Here is a 20,528-nt window from a genome sequence, read left to right as displayed (position 1 = left end):
AATACAGATATGAATGAGTGAAAAAAATGTAGAGATGTAGCACTGCTACGTCTCTACAAGGTTCTGGATAACGCATATTTAATTTCTGGAGATATCTAATCTTAATCTAAGCTTAATCAAAAATTAACCTAATAGTTGTTAACTAAGATCAACTCACTTTTTGCTGCAACATTTGAACCCCCTCAATAACCTAAAATTTACAGGAATTGGGGGGATTATTTCTTTAAGTATAGGGAATTAGGTTGGAAAAAAGTTGTAATGGTAGTACTATCTTTGCGTAGGCGTAGCCAATCCAGATAATGTACACAATGAACTGCACCTACGCACCTGACAAAAAAATCCCTGAGTATAAATAAAATAGAAGGCTGGATGATACAACCGCAAAGTCAAAATAGTATCACCTACACACGCGTTATCCACCTAAGTCATGTAATTGACGTAGATATTCCCCAATGGTCTGGAGATCCCACAGTAGAATTTGAAACTGTGGCTGAACTAAATAATGATGGCTATTACCTGCGGCGTTTCTCTTTGGGGGAACATAGTGCTACTCATATCAACGCCCCTAATAGTTTTCATAGTTCTGCTGTGGGAATTGACCAATACCCAGCCCAGTCTTTGGTTGTACCTGCGGTAGTCATAAATGTTTGTCAAGCTACAGCAGTAAATCCTGATTATGCCCTGACTATTGCTGATATTTTGGTTTGGGAAGCAGAATACGGTGAAATTTCTGGTGGCTGCGTAGTTATACTGTATACTGGTTGGCAAAAAAAGTGGTTGGATAAAAGTGCATTCCTAAATCATGATGCTCAAGGGATTCCCCACTTTCCTGGATTTGGCAGCGATGCAACTCAATTTTTACTTGATCAACGGCAAATAATTGGGGTAGGAATTGATACTCATGGTGTAGACCCCGGACAGGATAACAGTTTTACGATTAACCGCCTAATTTTAGAACAACCGCGCATTGTGTTAGAGAATCTGACAAATTTGGATCAACTGCCACCTAAAGGTACTACTCTAGCGATCGCAGTTCTGAGGTTACGTGGTGGTTCTGGTTCTCCTGTGGGGGTATTGGCGTTCGTGCCTTAAGGCAAAGAATTCAGAACTCAAGAGTCGGAATTCAGAATTGATACTTAATAATAATGATATACAGGGCAATCAAACGGTGTAACTTGTAATGAATGCTGAAGAGCTTCTCAGACGTTATGAATCAGGAGAACGAGATTTTTCTAAAGTCGTTTTGAAAGGTCTTCAGCTAAATCACCTTGATTTGAGTGACATCAATCTCAATCAAGCTTGGCTTGAATCTACTTGTTTGATGGGAACCAATTTAAGCAGTGCAAACATAAGCGGTGCTAATCTGAGATTTTGCTACTTAGGTTCTGCCAATTTAACCAATGTTAATTTAAGTAACTCACAAATAGAGGCAACTAACTTTAACGAAAGTAATTTAACCAATGCTGATTTAATCAAAACGTTTCTTTGTGACTCTAGTTTAGTTAGAACGAATTTAACCTCAGCAACGATACAGGAATGTAATTTATCAGGTTCTTTCTGTCGCCAAACAATTTTTCTAAACGCTAATTGGGATTGGAATTACACTGACGTAATTTTTCATGAAGCTATATTACCTAATGGAAAAATTGAAAGTTATCACTATCAACCTAGCAAGGCTGTTGAGTCATTACAAAAATGCTATGACTCAGGAGAGAGAATTTTTACGTTTGAACGTTCTTTAGATTTGACAGGAATTAAATTAAGTTACAGTACTCTTCATTTCAGATGGGTTTCAGACTGTGAGCTACGTTATGCTGAATTGAGAAACTGTAATTTTGAAAGTTCAAATATTCAAAAATCTTTTTTTGATTTTGCTGATTTGAGTGGTTCTGTTTTTAAGGAAGCAGGTTTAGCTGATAATTCCTTCATTGCCGTTAATTTAAGTGACGTAAGTTTTCAAGAAGCATATTTATATGAAGAAGCTAATAACCACGGGTGTTGCTTTGATGGTGCAATCTTTTGTAGAACGATTATGCCAGATGGAAGTACTAGAAATAAAGGATGTTAAAAATGCAGTTGAACAAATGCAATGAAGTCAACAGTATCAATCTGTAAAACCGCCCTGCTTTACCTTTGGGTGAGATAAAAACCTGACTCCTGACTTGACGATAACGTAGAAAGTAAGCAAGCTTAGTACACAAATTCCACTAAATTATCATTCGGAGGTGTTTGTGATGATAACTCCACTATCTTGCCGTAATTATATAGACGGTCAATGGTTGAGTGCTGTAGGAGAAGCAACCCTAGAAAGTCGCAACCCTGCCGACAAAACCGAAGTCGTTGCCACATTTCCCCGTTCTCAAGTTAAAGATGTAGATACAGCGGTAGCCGCTGCCCGCAAAGCCTACCGCAGTTGGCGCCAAGTCCCGGCCCCTGCGAGGGCAGAATACATCTTTCGCGTTGGGGAAATATTACTCCAGCATAAAGAAGAACTTGCCCAGTTAATCAGTCGGGAAATGGGTAAACCCTTGACGGAAGCTAGGGGAGATGTCCAAGAAGGTATTGACTGTGCCTTTTACACTGCTGGCGAAGGAAGGCGACTATTTGGGCAAACCACACCCTCGGAAATGTCCAATAAATTCGCCATGACTATGCGGATGCCCATCGGAATCTGTGCCTTAATTACTCCCTGGAATTTCCCGGTAGCAATTCCTTGCTGGAAAGCTATGCCAGCCTTGGTGTGTGGCAATACAGTCATCCTCAAACCTGCTGAAGATACTTCCGCCTGTGCAACTAAATTGATTGAAATTTTTCAAGAAGCAGGTTTACCACCAGGAGTAATTAACTTGGTGCATGGTGTGGGAGAAGAGGCGGGGAAAGCTTTAGTTGAGCATCCTGATGTTGATTTAGTATCGTTTACTGGTTCTTCAGAAACGGGTGCTTTTGTCGGCGCTACTTGCGGACGCACTTACAAACGTGTCTGTTTGGAAATGGGTGGTAAAAACGCTCAAGTGGTGATGGAAGATGCCGATTTAGAACTTGCTCTTGATGGTGCAGTGTGGGGAGCGTTTGGGACAACTGGGCAACGGTGTACGGCTACTAGTCGGCTGATTTTGCATCGTGATATCAAGGAAAAATTTACCGCTATGCTTTATGAGCGTACCAGTAAGTTACGCTTGGGTGCTGGCACTGACTCTGATACAGATATTGGCCCGATAGTCAATGAAAAGCAACTCCAACAGGTAAGCAAGTATTTGAATATCGCTCGTGAGGAAGGAGCAAAGGTTTTAATTGGTGGGGAAATTGCTAGTGAAGGCTCATTGAAAAACGGTTATTTCTTTCAACCAACTATTTTGACTGATGTAACTCCTGATATGCGCGTTGCTCGTGAAGAGATATTTGGGCCAGTGGTGGCATTAATTGAGGTTAGCTCCTTTGAGGATGCGATCGCAATTCTCAACGATAGCAATTATGGTCTTTCTTCTTCAGTTTACACCCGCGATATCAATCGGGCTTTTACTGCCATGCGCGACATCGAAGCAGGTATCACCTATATTAACGGCCCGACTATTGGGGCAGAGGTACACTTACCCTTTGGTGGTGTGAAACAAACTGGTAACGGACACCGCGAAGCTGGAACTACTGCTTTGGATGTTTTCACAGAATGGAAAAGTGTCTATGTTGACTTCTCTGGAAGTTTACAACGCGCTCAGATAGATAATCGTAGTTAATTATCTGCAAATGGACTTGGGTTAAGGTTTGATTATCCCTAACCCTCCTTAAATTTGAATCTGCTCTGCTGCTTTAAACGGTTGCAAACTCAGTGTATTTCCTCGCTTCTGGAGGCTGAAAAGCTAAGACAATATCACTGGCAGGAACATTTAAACGTATTAACTCAGTTGCTATTCCTTCCTCAGTCAAATCTTCTTCAATATAAATTTTCTCATTTTTGATGCGAATATAGACAGAAATTCCTTTAACTCTTTTCCCTTGTTTCCAACCAATATTGAACCACAAATATTGACTTCTCTCATCATCAAACATTAATACTTCATCTATATCAACAACAGGAACTTGTGAAGATATTCTTTGATACTCTGTTAATATTTGCTTAATTGTCTTTTGATGTTGAGTTAACTTATCCATTTTACAATCTCCTGTTGATTCATATTAATAACTAATAGTAAAACTTGATACTTTGCCAAAATTAATTTAATTGCAACTTTTTGAAAGAAATCTTCATAAATGATTTCACTTATTGCCAAATATAATTGCTGTTCAGGATATTCAAGAGAAAGTAGAGCTTTATAAATGAGATACTGACCTAATGCGGTTTCAAAATCACGCATAGGAGAACGGCTCAGAAAACTTTTAATTTCAATAACAATTTGTTTTCCTTCTCTACTTGCGGCAATGGTTTTTTCACCAGCTAGATCAGCAAATAGTTTAACTTCTTCATATTTTATCGGATAAGGATCGGCTGTAATTATCCAACCATCTTTAATTAAGGCATTTTTAACCGCATCATGGTATACATCTTTTGCTGGCATTTTTTCCCTGATAATCTAGAGGAAGCAGCTATTGGGATAGTTAATATAATTGTACTAAAGGCGGTTATGTTTGTGATAATTCGTTCTTTGGAAGTAACTTACCTGGTTCTGGTAGTAAACCCAGTTTGATACGAAAATTTTTCTCGGAATCAACTGACGTGCAATAACCGCCCATTTCGGTTGTCGTTAGACATCGCTTGCAGAAGTTTGGGATAATCTAGAAGATATTCAGTCAGTAGCTTGAAATACCTATGACTAGTAAGGAAGAATTAAGAAGTGTTGCCTCAGAAATTCAATTGTTTAATAATATTGAGCAAAAAGAAACATTTTTGTTTGTGATAGGGGCGTTATTTTCGAGAGTTATTAGTTTGAAAAAAGCCGCAGAAATCATGGAAATAAAACCTGATGTATTTATTGAGCTATTAGATTTGATGGGGCTGGAATTTTCTTACTTGACTGAACAAGATATCGCTATAGAGAAGGATTGGTAGGGTGTGTGAAGGTTGTTTTAATTCTTCTCCATTAATCTTTTTATCGTGTCTGGAATTTCTTGATATTTTTCTAGATTCTGACGATGACTTTTTTTGCCAAATTTTGTTGCAGAAGAAATCAGTGCTAAATCTGATGCAGCTAGTCAGCAGGTAAAAGCTTTAATTGATGTCGAGAAAATATTAGTCAAAGAAATTCAATTACTTTCCTTAGCCAATCGTCTAAATATACGACTAGGGAGAGGAGAATCAGAGGCCATTGCTTTAGGTACTGAGTTACAAACAGACTACATAATTTTAGATGACTTCGCAGCCAGAAAAGAAGCAACTCGACTGGGATTAAATGTTAAGGGAACCTTAGCAGTCATCAAGAAACTTCAGGTAGATGGCAAAATCACCATTAGTAGCACAGACCAATTGTATCAAGACATCCTGGCAATGAATTTCAGAGTCAAGCGATCGCTCTTTGATGCCATTTTCTCAGATTAGATGCAGAGTTCGCAGAAGTTGCTTCAGGGTTCGCAAAAACTACTTCAGGGTTGACAGAAGTTGCTTCAGAGTTCATTTTTGTCTGCTGCGATCGCCTAATTATAAAAACTAATTGCCAGCGAAGCAATGTTTGAGCCTTGCGATCGCTCTTTGATACCATTTTTTCAGATTAGCTGTGCGATCGCTTAATTATAAAAACTCATTGCCAGCAAAGCAATCTCTATGTGTTGCGATCACTCTTTGATACCATTTTTTCAGATTAGCTGTGCGATCGCTTAATTATAAAAACTCATTGCGAGCAAAATAATCTCTAAGTCTTGTGAGCTTTGCTCGCTCTAACAAATAAATCTTTTTGTTTTGCTTAAAAACGCAAAAAAGACCGCAAAACAACTACTTTTAGTCGAATAATGTAGAGTAGAAAAAGTTTGCAAAAAGTTGCGTTGCAGGATTGGTTAAAAGTAAAAACACAACCCCAAAGTATTCACTTAGCTGGTTCTGGTGGTAAACCGAGCTTGGCACGAAAAACCTCATCATATTTAGCCTTATCCCAATTCTTAGCAGATTTAACTTGCTCAGAAGTTAAGCTTTTAGCAGCCCTGAGGTTAGTATCTTTGAGGTTAGTACCTTTGAGATAGGCACTTTTGAAATTGGCAGATCTGAGGTCAGCACCACTGAGGTTGACATTGACTAGTTTGGCATTCCTCAGATCTGCATTGCTAAGGTCGGCATCGTAGAGGTTGGTATTTTTGAGGTTGGCATCGCTAAAGTCAACATCGTTGAGGTTGGTATCGCTAAGGTTGGTGTTGAATAGTGAGATACCACCGAGGTTGGCATGACCGAGGTTGGCATTTCTCAGGTTGGCACCGCTAAAATTGGCATCTCTTAGGTTAGCATATCTTAGGTCAGCATTGCTCAAATCTGCATTGCTAAGGTCGGCATCGCTAAGGTTGGCACTGCTAAGGTTGGCACCACTGAGGTTGAAACCGTGAAATTTGGCATTGCTGAGTTCAGCATATCTAAGATCAGCATTACTGAGGCTGATTTTAGATAGGCTGCTATTTCCTTTTACTAGTGTTTCAATTGCTTTTTTTCTTTCTTCCTCTTCCTGTACGCTAAGCACTCGAAACCCCTCTACTATGAACAGCTTCTCACCATAGCTAAAATACGGATAATTGCTTCTACCTACAGCAAGAACTATAATAGTTAAGCCAAACCCAACGAGCTTAAGGCGATTATTCCATTTTTGCTTAATGCTTTTTTGAATAAACTCAAGAGCTTGGTCAGATAGCCGCAGGTTTGCAGATTGCTTGTTCTGAAACGCCTTGGCATCTGTCAAGGGTTTTCCTTGGAGGAGATAGTCTTTCGCCTTCCCCTTTTTTTGCCACTCATAAGCCGTTGCCTCAATTTTTCGCTTTTGTATAAGATACTCTCGACTTTCATTCACCCACTTATGCAACAACGACCAATGGCGAATCAATGCTTCATGAGCCACATCTACTACAGCAACTTGACCAGAACCAGATTCTTTCTCTGTTACGGTACTGGTGACAACTAATTTCTCATCTGCTAAGCGTTGAATTACCTTATTAATCACAGCTTCTGGATACTGTGAAGTAACTAAATCTCGTTGCAAAACCTGTCTGCGTGTGTCTTCTGTTCCTTCTCCCAACTGCGTCAATTCTAAAAAAATCCGCTTGGTTGCCTGCTGTTCCTCTGGTGATAACAACTCATAAAATTCTGTAGCGCGTTTTTGTAATGTTCCCCTAACTCCACCCAGTTTGGTATAGGCGCTAAGAGTTAATCGTTCCTCAGTCCTTTGCTTCCACAGTTCTGTCAGCGTGTACTGCAACAACGGTAAACTCCCCGGTGAATTTTCTACATCTGCAATCATTTGAGAAACTAATTCCGGTTTTACTGCTAAGTTCACCTGTTGGGCAGGTTTGATAATTGCTATTTCTAATTCCTCCTTATTCATCGGTGTTACTGTTACTAAATGCTCTTGAATCTTCTTAGCTAGTCCGCCATACTCTTGTTCAAGACATTTGCCAAAGAAATCAGCCCGCATTGTAATTATTAGGCAGAGTTTATTGTCATCTCGTTGCAAAGCACCTAGCACACATTCAAAAAACTGCTGTCGTTTTGTAATGTTTTGACATTGAGTAAAAGCTTCCTCAAACTGATCTACCACTAGCATCACCCGCTGATTTTGGCTAGCAGTAATCAACTGTCCTAAACCAACTGCGCCTCTAGCTATTAATTCTTCAGCTTTTGTTAATTGTGAGGCTCGGTCAATATCTGATAATTCTAATTCTACAAATGCCAGTGCTAAATTTTGTAAGGGATTAATCCCTGGTCGAAATATTTTCAACTGCCAAGTATCGCTACCTGATAACCTACGTCCTAACTTTAATTGATAAAGTAAACCCGCTCTGACAACACTAGACTTACCACTTCCTGACGCTCCCAACACAGCAAGGAAATTACCCGATCGCACTTTTTCTAATAATTCGTCGGTTAACGCTGTTCTGCCATAAAATAAGTTGGCATCTGCTTCTGTGCAATCAAAATGAGACAACCCTTTGTAAGGACAAATAGTTGATACCTGTACGGTGGAGTTAACAACAGAGGAATTCCATTTGCGGGTGAGATTAATTGCTTCACCAGAGTTAGCAAAAATGGGACGCTGGGGAAACGGGTGATGTTCTTGGTTGAGCAAGTCTACTAAGGTGTAGTTACTCACCCAACGGTCTTGTTTTGGTTCCAAACCTTTGAGCAGTGAGGCGGTGAGAACGCTGTGTTGGCTGTTAATCTCTTCAAAAGCTACTTCAAAATCACGAGAAGCCGCAATAAAACACCTGTCTCTGCCTTTACCGCGATCGCCTGGATCTGCCTCTGCAAAATTTAGCACTTCCCCGCTATAGCAGCAATCCAAAATTACAATTTGTTGTCTGACTTCACTTTCTTGCAGCAGTCGCCGCAGCCATTGTAGAGATAGTCCCCAATTACCCGCATCGGGGTTGACTTCACTCGTCGCTAAATAACCTTCCTGAATTCCTAAATTTTTCCGCAATCCATGACCAGAAAAATACAACAGCGCGGTGTCTGGCGGCTTTCCGTCTGGCTTAAACAATTGGGCGATCGCTCTTTCTAACTGAGTTAAACTAACTTTAGTTTGCTTACCAATGCGAATCGTCTCATTTTCCTTGTCTTTGACTGCTGGCAGCCGCGTTACCCGAAATTCACCATATTGTTGTAAGATTTGAGCGATCGCTTCAGCATCCGTAGCTGGTGCGTTGAGACATTTTAAGCGGTCATACGTATTAATTCCCACCACCAAAGCGTCTCGACTCATCTTAGAAAACCCTATGATAGTTGTGCCGAATTATTTCCAGCTACAAGAAATTTACCGCATTTTCCGTAAAAATTTGTAGTTAGCACATCTGGGCTACCCTACACGCAATTCTTTTAGGCAAGATTTATCCTATGACTCAACTTACACCTATTCAGTTAGAAGATGGCACGATTATTTACGTTGAAGCTACAGATAATATAGATGCTCCAGCAGTCATTACCGAAGTTTCTCCAGAGGGAGAAGAAGAAGCACTAATTGATAAGGGATGGGATGCTGATGCTGCACAAAAACAGATAGTGCAAAATTTCCAAGCAATTGAAGGTACAATTCGGGCTTACACTGTTTATTCACTTAATGCTTTTAAGAAAATCCCTGTTGCTAATATTGATAAAGTTACTCTAGAATTTGGCATCAAAGTTGGCGGTGAAGCAGGTATACCTTACGTAACTAAAGGCACGGCTGAAAGCAATCTTAAGGTAACGGTAGAGTGTTCATTTCCTGACCAATTGGAAAAACAAACTCAGCAATCATGAGTCAGAATATTGGTGCTGGTAAAATTTCGATTATTATTCCAGTTATTAATGAAGCAAGAAATATTAAAGAAGCAATTGCGACTACTCAACCTAATTTAAATATAGAAGTCATAGTAGTAGATGGTGACTCAAAGGATGACACAGTAGAAATAGCCCAGTCTTTAGGTGTCAAAGTTATTTCATCATCTCCCGGTCGTGCTATTCAAATGAACGCTGGTGCTTTAGCGGCTAGCAGTGAGATTCTGTTATTTCTTCATGCAGATACCCGTTTGCCAACGGGGTTTGATGAGATGATTCGCACAGCACTAAAACAGCCTGAGACTGTGGCTGGTGCTTTTAAGTTGTGGATTGATGCGTCACTTTTAAGTTTACGATGGGTGGAGTGGGGAGTAAATTTGCAATGTCTACGACGGGCTATGCCTACGCATTTTTACCAAATTCCTTATGGCGACCAAGCAATTTTTTTAACAAAAGCAGTATTTCAGCAAATCGGCACTTTTCCCGAATTGCCTATCATGGAAGACTTTGAATTCATGCGTCGTTTAAAAGCGAAAGGACATATTGCAATTATCTCCACACCAGTTGTTACCTCAGCTCGTAGATGGTTGCAAAAGGGAGTATTCAAAACTACGCTACTCAATCAAATAGTAATTATTGCTTATTTACTTGGCGTTTCACCTGAGCGAATTCGTCGCTGGTATCGCCGAGAAAAATTTAAGAGGGTTTAAGCTGTTTCTCGTGTAGGTAGTATATCTTGGGGTCATTGGATTTGAAGTGTTGAGCTTCGGTGTTGAGTCTTTGAAGCTGAAACTTCAGGTTTTGAATATAAAACTTCAGGCTCTGAACACGAAACTTATAAAAATGAGGAAGCCTGACTCCCAAGGAGTTGCTTTGCGATCGCCAAACCACATTTTACTCCTTTTTATGTTAAAGCATGGGTGCAACAGATGCCGCTAACAAGCGAGCTTGAAAGTCAGTTAAAGACTGCAAAAATAAAAGCATATACTGCCTCTGCTGTCAACCATATTTAGCAGGATGCTGTAACTAATTTAGCCCAAATGCGACGTACTAATTCAGGTGTGGTTACTGGGGATTGGGTTAATTTGTTAACAGCTTTTAGTTTATCAAAATTTGCCGATGCACCGATTATTGGGCTTTATAGTTTGTAAAGATAATCGTGATTTCACTGAAAGCGTGTGTTAACATCATATTAAAATTTTGATTGATATTGATAGAGAAAATGTTAATAGCGCTATTTTGACGTTAGTCTCTGTTAATCATAAGAGGATGTTTGAAAAGTATTGTTAATAACAGCAATACCTTCTAAACCCAATCCCTTGAGCAAGTCTTACCTCTGGGGAGAGGAATGGAAGTGAGATTTTTAGTATAATTCGTTATTTTTGAAACATCCTTTTAGCAAGCAATTGACAAGTGCATAGATTTACTACTTCTTAGAGGTTTGTATGTGCGAGCTAAACAAGAATGACCCAGACAGTGTGCCACAAGATAAAGTATTAGTTTTAAAATCTCTTGTGTGTAAAAGCACTCTTGCTGGCGAAAATAATCCTGACTATGTATTGCTGATAGCCCAAGGCAACAACATACCATATAACTGGAGTTCTAATATGTGGGCTGGAGAAACTGCCCCACTTTGTGGAAGTGTGAATTTTGATGATATAGCTTTCATAGAAATAGACATAGGTAGTACGAAAATTGGCCCTTACGATGTCAGAAAGAATGGAGAAAGTTTGCAGCGATTCCAAGAGGGTAAAGCTGACTACATACTGCTATATCAGGTCAATCCCTGATCCTAACAAGAGCCGAAACCGAAATTGCACTAAAAAAGTGCAAACCTCTAATGTGGTTGGCTTTTGGGTGTAAGGGTGTAAGGGAAAGAATTGAGAACCAAATAAGAATACTTACTTTCACCATGCAACCCAAATACCCTCACACTCTGCCCTGGCAAGGGTTTCATCTTTTCTTCGCAACATTCAAGCCGAAACCCTATTTGTCACGTAGCAGCAATTCATGAATTGCCGCTACATCGTCTACTGTTGCTCCCGTCCTAATAATAATATCTCTGCTATATATAGGAGACAAGTTTTGTGAGTTTAAGAAGCTGGTTTGGTCACGGTTGTCACTTAGGGGTGTCGGGCTTGATGATTTTAGTGGGTGCGATTGGAATTGAAGGAGGCGATCACACATTTGCTCAGGTCACTCCCGATCCCTTTTTGGGAACTAAAGTGGAGTCAACGGACGGCAGAACCTACCAAATTAGAGGGGGTACAACCGTTGGTGAGAGAAACTTATTCCATAGTTTCAATCGTTTTGATGTTCCTGATGGAGGAAGAGCCAATTTTCTCAATGACCCAACGATAGTCAATATTTTTTCACGAGTTACAGGGGGAAATCAATCAGTTATTCAAGGATTGATTAGCGCTCAAGGTAAAGCTAATCTTTTTTTAATAAATCCCAACGGCATTATATTTGGAAAAAATGCCAAATTAAATATTGGCGGATCATTTATCGTCACAACAGCCAATGCGATCCAGTTTCCGGGTGGTGGAGAATTTTCTATGACTTCACCCGTCAATCCGCTTAACCCTTTGCTGACGGTGAATCCTTCTGCTTTTCTATTCAATCAAATTGTCAATCAGCCGATTAATTCTATTCAAGTAAATGGAGCATCTCTATCGGTTGATAACGGTCAGAATTTGTTGTTAGTGGGCGGCAATGTCACCTTAGATAATAACGCAAAATTGAAAGCACCGGATGGTCGAATTGAGTTGGGAGGAGTTGCAGGATTGGGAACAATAGGACTAAATGTTGAGGCTAATACTCTACGTTTAAATTACCCTGTACAAGTACAACGAGCAAATGTATTACTTACGAATGAATCTGAAGTTAGAGTAAGTGACAAAGGAGGAGGTAGTATTGCAATCAACGCACAAAAATTAGATGTTTTGAAAGATAGTACTCTTGAGGCTGGGATAGTAAGAGATTTAAACTCAGATGGCACTCCAGCAGTAAATATTACGCTTGATGCTACAGGAGAAATGAAAATCTCCAACAGTTCTATCTTTAATTACGTGGATTTTACAGCTGTAGGTAATTCTGGCAGTATCCTGATTAAGGCAGGGTCGCTCTCCTTAACCGACGACGCTATACTCTCCACCATAAGTCTAGGTAAAAAAACTGAGCTTAAAAATTCTGGTAACATCAATATTCAAACTGGGTCGTTATATTTAACCAGCAACTCTCAACTAACTACCAGCAACTCTACAGCAGGACGTGCTGGGAACGTGATTATTGATGCTCAAAATACCGTCTCTGTTGAAGATAGCTTAGTCACAAGCAATACTTCTGGGTTAGGAGATGCTGGCACGATCAATATCACGGCTGGGGAACTTAACTTAACCAACGGTAGTCAAATATCGTCCTTAACCACTGGAGAAGGGAATGCAGGCAATATTAATATCTATCCCGTCAATGCTTTTAGCTCTGTCAACATTTCTGGGTTTAATGCAGACCCAACAGAGGGATACTCTAGTGGCTTGGTGACTTCTAGTGAGGAAGAAGGCGCTGGTGAGGGTGGCAATATTAGTGTGACTACTGGGGAATTACGCCTATCAGACGGAGGAGTTTTGACTGCGCGAACTAGAAATGCCTCCCCAGGCGGTAATATCATTGTTAATGTTAACACCCTTAAGGCTACTAATGGCGGACAAGTCATCACCAGTACCTTCAGCACTGGACGTGCAGGTGACATCACGGTAACAGCCACTGACAGCGTAAAAATTTCTGGGAGCGATCCGACTTACTCTGATCGCTTAAATCAGCAATTGAGTCAGATTATAGTTGATAATGATGGTCCTGCCAGTGGTTTGTTTGCTCGCGTACGAGGTGAGCAAACTGCTGATGCAGGTAAAATTTGGGTAAAGGCTCGCTCTATCAACTTAGACAACCAAGGAGTGATTTCAGCTACAACCACATTAGGTGAGGGTGGTAATATTGAGTTGCGACCGCAGGACTTTTTGATAATGCACCGTGGCAGTCAGATATCCACCACCGCAGGCACTGAAAGGGCTGGTGGAAACGGCGGCAATATCACCATCGATGCCCCTAATGGCTTCATCCTTGCCGTGCCAAATGAAAACAGCGACATCACTGCCAATGCTTTTACAGGCAAAGGTGGGAGAGTGGATATCAAAGCCTTTGGCATTTATGGTATTCAGTTTCGTGAAAGTCCAACTTCCTTGAGTGACATCACTGCTAGTTCCGAATTTGGTACACAAGGCACTGTAGAACTCAACACCCCAGATATTGACCCCAACAGTGGTTTAACCGAATTGCCAACAACACCAGTTGACACCAAGATAGCCCAAGGTTGTTACAGTCCTGGTTACGCCCAAAACCGATTTGTAATCGTTGGACGCGGCGGTTTACCACCCAATCCCAAAGACATTCTCACTCCAGATGCATCACTAATAGATTGGGTATCCCTTAAACACCGCAACAACAACCGTTCCTTACCACCTGTTAGGATTGAATCAACTACTTCCACTCCTAAACGCATTGTTGAAGCAACAGGTGCGACACTAAACGCATTTGGACAAATAGTCCTGAGTGCTAATTCATCCACCCCTACTCCTCACACTTCCATACAGAACCCAATTCAATGTTATGGTAGCTAAAATTACTCAGACTTTTGCTGCATTTTGCTTGCTTATGTTATTGAGATACTAATCCAAATTGTTAGTTATTGATTCAAGCGATGTCTACGACGGGCTACGCCTACGTTTTGTGCAATAAAATCCTCTCCAGATGTGAAAAACTACGGTGAATATGCTAATTGAAATAATTACATTTATGCCTAGTAGCGCTTAGGCATGTGCGGGCTTTGAATGCATTACTTCTCAATTTATTGAATTATACTTTTGGATTTACACAAGTTTCTCTTAAAAATTAGATATTAGGTTCTTTTGGCATTATTCCCGGTACTGTAATGTATGTTTATATTGGTTTTTTAGCTGGGAATTTTGCCACGATTAATACATCTCATCAACCAATTACTCCAGAAACTCAAATCTGGCAATGGGTAATGCGAATAGTGGGTTTAATTGCTACCGTTGCTGTGACTGTTTATATTAAAAAAATTGCTCAGAAAGCTCTAGCTAAAAGTGTAGCAGTAGCAGAAATAACCAATGATGAAACTCAGCCTTAAATAACCTGAAATTAATATAGAAACTAAACGGCTTTTAAACCTGTTCCCTGTTATACAATCAAATCCTAATGGGGGCGATCGCAGTTGTCAATAAAAAATAAAACAGACATTATAAGTAAGCGGACATAATTAAATATAAAATCCAAACTAGCAAAACCTTTTACTGTTGAGGATTTTACCTTCTGCCTCCTAGTCACTGAGCGAACTTGTACTGAGCGAAGTCGAAGTAGCCGAAGTGTGTCTCCTGTCTTCTACTTAGTAGTTTCACCAGTTTAAATTAACCTAGACCCAGACTGAGCAAATTACATGACAGACGTTTTTATCTCCTATTCGCGCCGGGACAAGGAGTTCGTCGTTACTCTCCAAAACGCCCTCAAAGCTCAGAATCGTGAAACCTGGGTTGACTGGAAAGATATTCCTTTGACTGCTGACTGGTGGGCAGAAATTGAAGCCGGGATTGAGGCAACTAACACCTTTGTCTTTGTAATTAGCCCAGATTCCATTGCTTCTAAAGTTTGCCATCAAGAAATTGAACATGCAGTCAAAAATAATAAGCGCCTTGTGCCAATTGTGCGGCGAGAAGGCTTCGACATGGAGCAGGTTAACCCTGCCCTTGCCAAGCACAACTGGCTGTTTTTTCGGGAACAAGATGATTTCGACACTGTTTTTCCCCAGCTAATTAAAGCAATTGATACGAATTTAGAATATGTGCGCGGGCATACGCGCTTGCTGATTCGGGCGCTGGAGTGGGAGAACAAGGGACGTAACGACAGCTTTTTGCTACGTGGAACTGATTTAGACGCAGCAGAGCAATGGCTTGTCTCTAGTGCAGCTCAAGAACCCCAACCAACCCAACAGCAGAAGAACTACATTAGTAAAAGCCGCGAAGCTGAAGCAGCGTATCAAAGATTGATGAAAGCTGGACAGCAGGCAAGACAGATGGTTCGCATTGGTTTTGGCGTCCTGGCTGTGACATTGGTATCAGCAGCAATAGCTGGAGCCTGGGCAAACAAAACTATTCAAGAAGCCCAAGAAGGCACAAGGCTAGAGCGAGAGGGAGTTGCAGCTCAACAGCAGTTTGAGTTGCAATCAATAGAAGCCTTACTCTCAGCTATGAGCGCAGGGCAAGGGTTGCAGCAATTGGTTAAGGATGGTCGCCCTTTAGAAGAATATTCAGTCGTCAGCCCCATATTAGCTTTACAAACAATTTTAGATGGGATTCAAGAACGGACGCAGCTTACAGGGCATCAGGGAACAGTTTACAATGCCAGTTTTAGCCCCAATAGCAAGCTGATTGTAACTGCAAGTGATGACAACACAGCAAGGGTGTGGGACACAACGGGTAAGCAGTTAGCTCAACTCAAAGGGCATCAGCGTTCGGTCAACAATGCCAGTTTTAGCCCGGATAGCAAGTTAATTGTCACTGCCAGTGCTGACAACACAGCAAGGGTGTGGGACACAACGGGTAAGCAGTTAGCTCAACTCAAAGGGCATCAGGGTTCAGTCATAAATGCCAGTTTTAGCCCGGATAGCAAGCTGATTGTCACTGCCAGTGCTGACAATACAGCAAGGGTATGGGACACAACGGGTAAACAGTTAGCCCAACTCAAAGGGCATCAGCGTTCGGTTAACAATGCCAGTTTTAGCCCGGATAGCAAGCTGATTGTCACTGCCAGTGCTGACAATACAGCAAGGGTATGGGACACAACGGGTAAGCAGTTAGCCCAACTCAAAGGGCATCAGAGTTCAGTCTACAATGCCAGTTTTAGCCCGGATAGCAAGCTGATTGTCACTGCCAGTACTGACAACACAGCGCGGGTGTGGGACACAACGGGTAAGCAGTTAGCCCAACTTATAGGGCATCAGGGAATAGTCTACAATGCCAGTTTTAGCTCCGATAGCAAGCTGATTGTCACTGCCAGTGCTGACAAGACAGCAAGGGTGTGGGACACAACGGGTAAGCAGTTAGCCCAACTCAAAGGGCATCAGAGTTCAGTCAACGATGCCAGTTTTAGCCCGGATAGCAAGCTGATTGTTACTGAAAGTGATGACAAGACAGCGCGGGTATGGGACACAACGGGTAAGCAGTTAGCTCAACTCAAAGGACATCAGGGTTCAGTCATAAATGCCAGTTTTAGCCCGGATAGCAAGCTGATTGTCACTGCTAGTTATGACAACACAGCAAAGGTGTGGGACACAACGGATAAGCAATTAGCTCAACTCAAAGGGCATCAGGGAATAGTGACAAATGCCAGTTTTAGCCCGGATAGCAAGCTGATTGTCACTGCTAGTTATGACAACACAGCAAGGGTGTGGGACACAACGGGTAAGCAGTTAGCCCAACTCATAGGGCATCAGGGAATAGTGGCAAATGCCAGTTTTAGCCCGGATAGCAAGCTGATTGTGACTGCCAGTACTGACAAGACAGCAAGGGTGTGGGACACAATGGGTAAGCAATTAGCTCAACTCAAAGGGCATCAGGGAATAGTCTACAATGCCAGTTTTAGCCCGGATAGCAAGCTGATTGTCACTGCCAGTTATGACAAGACAGCAAGGGTGTGGGACACAACGGGTAAGCAGTTAGCCCAACTCATAGGGCATCAGGGAATAGTCTACAATGCCAGTTTTAGCCCTAATAGCAAGCTGATTGTCACTAAAAGTGATGACAACACAGCAAGGGTGTGGGACACAACGGGTAAGCAGTTAGCTCAACTCATAGGGCATCAGAGTTCAGTCACAAGTGCCAGTTTTAGCCCCGATAGCAAGCTGATTGTTACTGCCAGTTATGACAACACAGCAAGGGTGTGGGACACAACGGGTAAGCAGTTAGCCCAACTCATAGGGCATCAGGGAATAGTCTACAATGCCAGTTTTAGCCCCGATATCAAGCTGATTGTCACTGCTAGTTATGATGACACAGCAAGGGTGTGGGACACAACGGGTAAGCAGTTAGCTCAACTTAAAGGGCATCAGGGAAGAGTCAACAATGCCAGTTTTAGCCCCGATAGCAAGCTGATTGTCACTGCTAGTTATGACAACACAGCAAGGGTGTGGGACACAACGGGTAAGCAGTTAGCCCAACTCAAAGGGCATCAGGGAAGAGTCAACAATGCCAGTTTTAGCCCCGATGGCAAGCTGATTGTGACTGCAAGTGATGACAAGACAGCAAGGGTGTGGCCGGTGGAAAGCTTAAATCAACAGTTGGCTAGAGGTTGTGCTTGGCTGCACGATTACTTTGTTACCCATCCTCAAGACTTGGAAAAACTATCAGTATGCCAAAATCAACCTATTTTAATGGCAGCAGCGCCATTTCTGATCAGGCAAGGTGAGGAGCAAGCAAGACAAGGTGATGCTCAAGAAGCAGTTACTACTTTTCGTAAAGCTTTGAAGTGGAATCCCAACTTAAAATTTGACCCAGAGGCAAAAGCAAAGTCATTAGTAGAAGCTGCAAATCAAGCTAACAAGGGTGAGGATTTAGTAAAGGTAGGTAATATTGATGGTGCTGTTACAGCTTTTCAAACTGCATGGCAACTAGACCCTAGCCTTGAATTTGAGCTAAAGGAAAAAGCTGTTTCAATTCTGATTGATAAGGGAAGTAAACTTATAGAGGAAGGTAAGTTTAAAGAAGCAGCAGTCGCTTACACCAAAGCTCAACAATTCGCTGCCAACAGAGAAATTGACGCGGATTCGTGGAACAACCTTTGTCGGCAAGGGAGTCTGCGGGATCATGCAAAAGATGTATTGTCTGCCTGTGAAAAAGCTGTGGCGCTTGCTCCTGATGATGGTAATGCTCGTGATAGTCGTGGTCTTGCTAGGGCGCTAACAGGGAACACTCAAGGCGCAATAGAAGACTTTCAAGCATTCATCGCTCAGACTGACGATAAAGAAAGAAAATTACAACGCCAAAGTTGGGTAAAAATTTTGAGCGCTGGGAAGAATCCATTCACACAACAGGAAATCAACCGTTTAATTAAAGAAGATTAGAAAAGTAGAGAGTAATACAGCATTTTGCATCTAAAGGAAGTATGTTCTTTACCCCCCTTAATCCCTTTACTGTAAATTATCCATTGCTGAAACGTTTATACAGGAAAACTTCAATCGTATCTGTCAATTCTCAAACGGACAAAACAATTCAAAGGCTGTATTCATTATTAAACAAGCATAAATAAAAGATTGAGCCACCTAAATTTATCGGGATTCTGAATTTTTAATTTTGAATTCCCTTAAAAGGCAGTTGACTTTAGTATTTTCAATTCTTAAAAGAGGTTTTGCCAATGACCAATTCCGAATTCGAGATCGTTACAGTTCGCCCAACGGATGAGTATAATCAAAAGTTGGTGTCTCACGTCCATCCGCCAAATTGGGTTAATCCTCAACCTGTCGACGTTTACGACTTGGTAGTAATTGGTGCTGGTACGGCGGGATTAGTGGTGGCGGCGGGTGCGGCGGGACTGGATTTGGGTTTAAAAGTGGCGTTAATTGAAAAGCATCTCATGGGTGGAGATTGCTTAAATGTTGGTTGCGTACCATCTAAAACTATTATTCGGTCTGCCCGCGTCGTTGGCGAAATCTGGGATGCTAAAGATTTGGGAGTTAATATTCCCCAACATAATAATATTGATGTTGATTTTCCCAAAGTCATGGCAAGGATGCGGCGGGTAAGAGCTGGTATCAGCCATAACGACTCGGCAGAGCGGTTTTCATTGTTGGGTGTTGATATCTTTTTGGGTAGCGGTAGATTTGCGAGTAAAAATACCGTAGAAGTTGGCGACAAAACTCTCAAGTTTAAAAAAGCTGTAATTGCGACTGGTACTAGAGCTACACAACTGGCGATTCCAGGAATTGAACAGGCGGGTTATCTAACTAACGAGACGGTTTTTTCCCTGATTCAACGACCAAAACATTTGGCAGTAATTGGTGGCGGCCCCATTGGTTGCGAATTAGCGCAAGCTTTCCGGCGCTTGGGTTCTGAGGTGGTGCTTTTCCATAGCGGTTCTCATCTTCTGAATAAAGAAGATGCTGAGGCTGCTGAAATTCTCCAAAAGGTATTGATTAACGAAGGAATTCGCGTAGTACTAAATTCCAAGTTAGAAGAAGTGGTAACTGTCACTCAGGGGAAACGGCTTTATTTTTCCTCTAATGGTCATCGAGATTCGGTGACAGTAGATGAAATTTTAGTTGGTGCGGGGCGATCGCCAAATGTAGAAGGTTTGAATTTAGAATCAGTGGGGGTGGAATATGACAAGCGCCAAGGTGTAAAGGTAAATGATTATCTCCAGACAACCAATCCCAAAATTTATGCAGCTGGCGATATCTGCATGAATTGGAAGTTTACCCATGCTGCTGATGCTGCGGCGCGAATTGTAATTAAGAATACGCTGTTTTCTCCCTTTGGCTTGGGACGCTCCAAACTCAGTAGTTTGGTGATGCCTTGGGTAACTTATACTGACCCAGAAATTGCTCACGTAGGGTTATCCGAACACGAGGCGCAGAAATTGGGTATTAAGGTGACAACAATTGAGATCCCTTTTAGTAGTGTAGATCGAGCGATCGCAGATGGTGAAGAGTTAGGATTTCTCAAAATCCACCATAAAAAGGGGTCTGATAAAATTATCGGTGCAACTATTGTCGCCAGTCACGCGGGTGAGATGATTTCACAAGTGACTACGGCAATGGTGAATAAGATTGGTTTGAGCAAGTTAAGCAGTGTAATTCATCCTTATCCCACTCAAGCGGAAGCGATTAAAAAAGCAGCTGATGCTTATTGTCGAACACTCCTAACATCAAATACCAAAAAATTGTTGAGATTTCTGACAAAGTTATCTTAAGCAAAATCAGCGAAAGGTCAGATAACTGTTCGCTGATAATTAATAACTTTTATGTCATCTCTAA

General features: G+C 41.5%; 15 protein-coding genes and 1 pseudogene. 12 read left to right on the top strand and 4 right to left on the bottom strand.

Annotated features, from left to right (window positions below; genetic code table 11):
- The first annotated feature begins 369 nt into the window (after positions 1-369).
- From V7K56_RS16310 to V7K56_RS16300, 3 genes are all read left to right on the top strand, one after another.
- Positions 370-1,092 carry a cyclase family protein gene (locus tag V7K56_RS16310; protein ID WP_334911923.1) on the top strand — a complete coding sequence of 241 codons (723 nt, stop codon included), beginning with the start codon at positions 370-372 and terminating at the stop codon, positions 1,090-1,092.
- Positions 1,093-1,180: 88 nt separating this feature from the next.
- A complete protein-coding gene (locus V7K56_RS16305) occupies positions 1,181-2,068 on the top strand; it encodes a pentapeptide repeat-containing protein (protein WP_334911922.1) in 888 nt (295 codons plus the stop codon).
- A 166-nt stretch (positions 2,069-2,234) separates the two neighbouring features.
- Positions 2,235-3,731 carry an aldehyde dehydrogenase family protein gene (locus V7K56_RS16300; RefSeq protein WP_334911921.1) on the top strand — a complete coding sequence of 499 codons (1,497 nt, stop codon included), beginning with the start codon at positions 2,235-2,237 and terminating at the stop codon, positions 3,729-3,731.
- A 73-nt stretch (positions 3,732-3,804) separates the two neighbouring features.
- On the opposite strand, the gene V7K56_RS16295 is transcribed toward V7K56_RS16300, so the two are convergent.
- Entirely contained in the window at positions 3,805-4,146 is a 342-nt protein-coding gene (locus V7K56_RS16295) for a XisI protein (protein ID WP_334911920.1), read from the bottom strand.
- Positions 4,134-4,550, bottom strand: a complete 417-nt coding sequence (locus V7K56_RS16290) for a XisH family protein (protein WP_334911919.1) — start codon at positions 4,548-4,550, stop codon at positions 4,134-4,136. The genes V7K56_RS16295 and V7K56_RS16290 overlap by 13 nt, the downstream gene beginning before the upstream one ends.
- A 251-nt stretch (positions 4,551-4,801) precedes the next feature.
- Between V7K56_RS16290 and V7K56_RS16285 the strand changes: the two genes are divergently transcribed.
- The gene (locus V7K56_RS16285) at positions 4,802-5,041 is read left to right on the top strand and encodes a hypothetical protein (RefSeq protein WP_334911918.1); all 240 of its coding nucleotides are present in this window, start codon (positions 4,802-4,804) and stop codon (positions 5,039-5,041) included.
- Positions 5,042-5,134: 93 nt separating this feature from the next.
- The gene (locus V7K56_RS16280; RefSeq protein WP_334911917.1) at positions 5,135-5,527 is read left to right on the top strand and encodes a DUF3368 domain-containing protein; all 393 of its coding nucleotides are present in this window, start codon (positions 5,135-5,137) and stop codon (positions 5,525-5,527) included.
- Here V7K56_RS16280 and V7K56_RS16275 read toward each other — a convergent pair.
- Both V7K56_RS16275 and V7K56_RS16270 read right to left on the bottom strand, forming a co-directional pair.
- Entirely contained in the window at positions 5,490-5,687 is a 198-nt protein-coding gene (locus V7K56_RS16275) for a hypothetical protein (protein ID WP_334911916.1), read from the bottom strand. The genes V7K56_RS16280 and V7K56_RS16275 overlap by 38 nt on opposite strands.
- 321 nt (positions 5,688-6,008) lie before the next feature.
- Positions 6,009-8,879, bottom strand: coding sequence for an nSTAND1 domain-containing NTPase (locus tag V7K56_RS16270; protein WP_334911915.1), 2,871 nt, complete (start codon positions 8,877-8,879; stop codon positions 6,009-6,011).
- Positions 8,880-9,010: 131 nt separating this feature from the next.
- On the opposite strand from V7K56_RS16270, the gene V7K56_RS16265 reads away from it, so the two are divergent.
- The 7 genes and pseudogenes from V7K56_RS16265 to V7K56_RS16235 all read left to right on the top strand — a co-directional run bounded on the left by V7K56_RS16265 (position 9,011) and on the right by V7K56_RS16235 (position 20,464).
- Positions 9,011-9,412 carry a CU044_2847 family protein gene (locus V7K56_RS16265; RefSeq protein WP_334911914.1) on the top strand — a complete coding sequence of 134 codons (402 nt, stop codon included), beginning with the start codon at positions 9,011-9,013 and terminating at the stop codon, positions 9,410-9,412.
- Positions 9,409-10,140 carry a TIGR04283 family arsenosugar biosynthesis glycosyltransferase gene (locus V7K56_RS16260; RefSeq protein WP_334911913.1) on the top strand — a complete coding sequence of 244 codons (732 nt, stop codon included), beginning with the start codon at positions 9,409-9,411 and terminating at the stop codon, positions 10,138-10,140. The genes V7K56_RS16265 and V7K56_RS16260 overlap by 4 nt, the downstream gene beginning before the upstream one ends.
- A 735-nt stretch (positions 10,141-10,875) precedes the next feature.
- Entirely contained in the window at positions 10,876-11,220 is a 345-nt protein-coding gene (locus V7K56_RS16255) for a hypothetical protein (RefSeq protein ID WP_334911912.1), read from the top strand.
- A gap of 297 nt (positions 11,221-11,517) precedes the next feature.
- Positions 11,518-14,106, top strand: coding sequence for a two-partner secretion domain-containing protein (locus tag V7K56_RS16250; RefSeq protein ID WP_334911911.1), 2,589 nt, complete (start codon positions 11,518-11,520; stop codon positions 14,104-14,106).
- Between the two features lie 224 nt (positions 14,107-14,330).
- Positions 14,331-14,636: pseudogene (locus V7K56_RS16245) on the top strand (TVP38/TMEM64 family protein); the annotation flags it as partial.
- A 306-nt stretch (positions 14,637-14,942) separates the two neighbouring features.
- Positions 14,943-18,620: an eIF2A-related protein gene (locus V7K56_RS16240; RefSeq protein ID WP_334911910.1), complete on the top strand. Its 3,678-nt coding sequence runs from the start codon at positions 14,943-14,945 to the stop codon at positions 18,618-18,620.
- 290 nt (positions 18,621-18,910) lie between these two features.
- Positions 18,911-20,464: a mercuric reductase gene (locus tag V7K56_RS16235; RefSeq protein WP_334911909.1), complete on the top strand. Its 1,554-nt coding sequence runs from the start codon at positions 18,911-18,913 to the stop codon at positions 20,462-20,464.
- Positions 20,465-20,528 lie beyond the last annotated feature (64 nt).

The sequence above is a fragment of the Nostoc sp. genome, from assembly GCF_036917535.1.
In the GTDB taxonomy this organism is placed as follows: domain Bacteria; phylum Cyanobacteriota; class Cyanobacteriia; order Cyanobacteriales; family Nostocaceae; genus Nostoc.
This window is presented reverse-complemented; position numbering and strand designations above follow the sequence as displayed.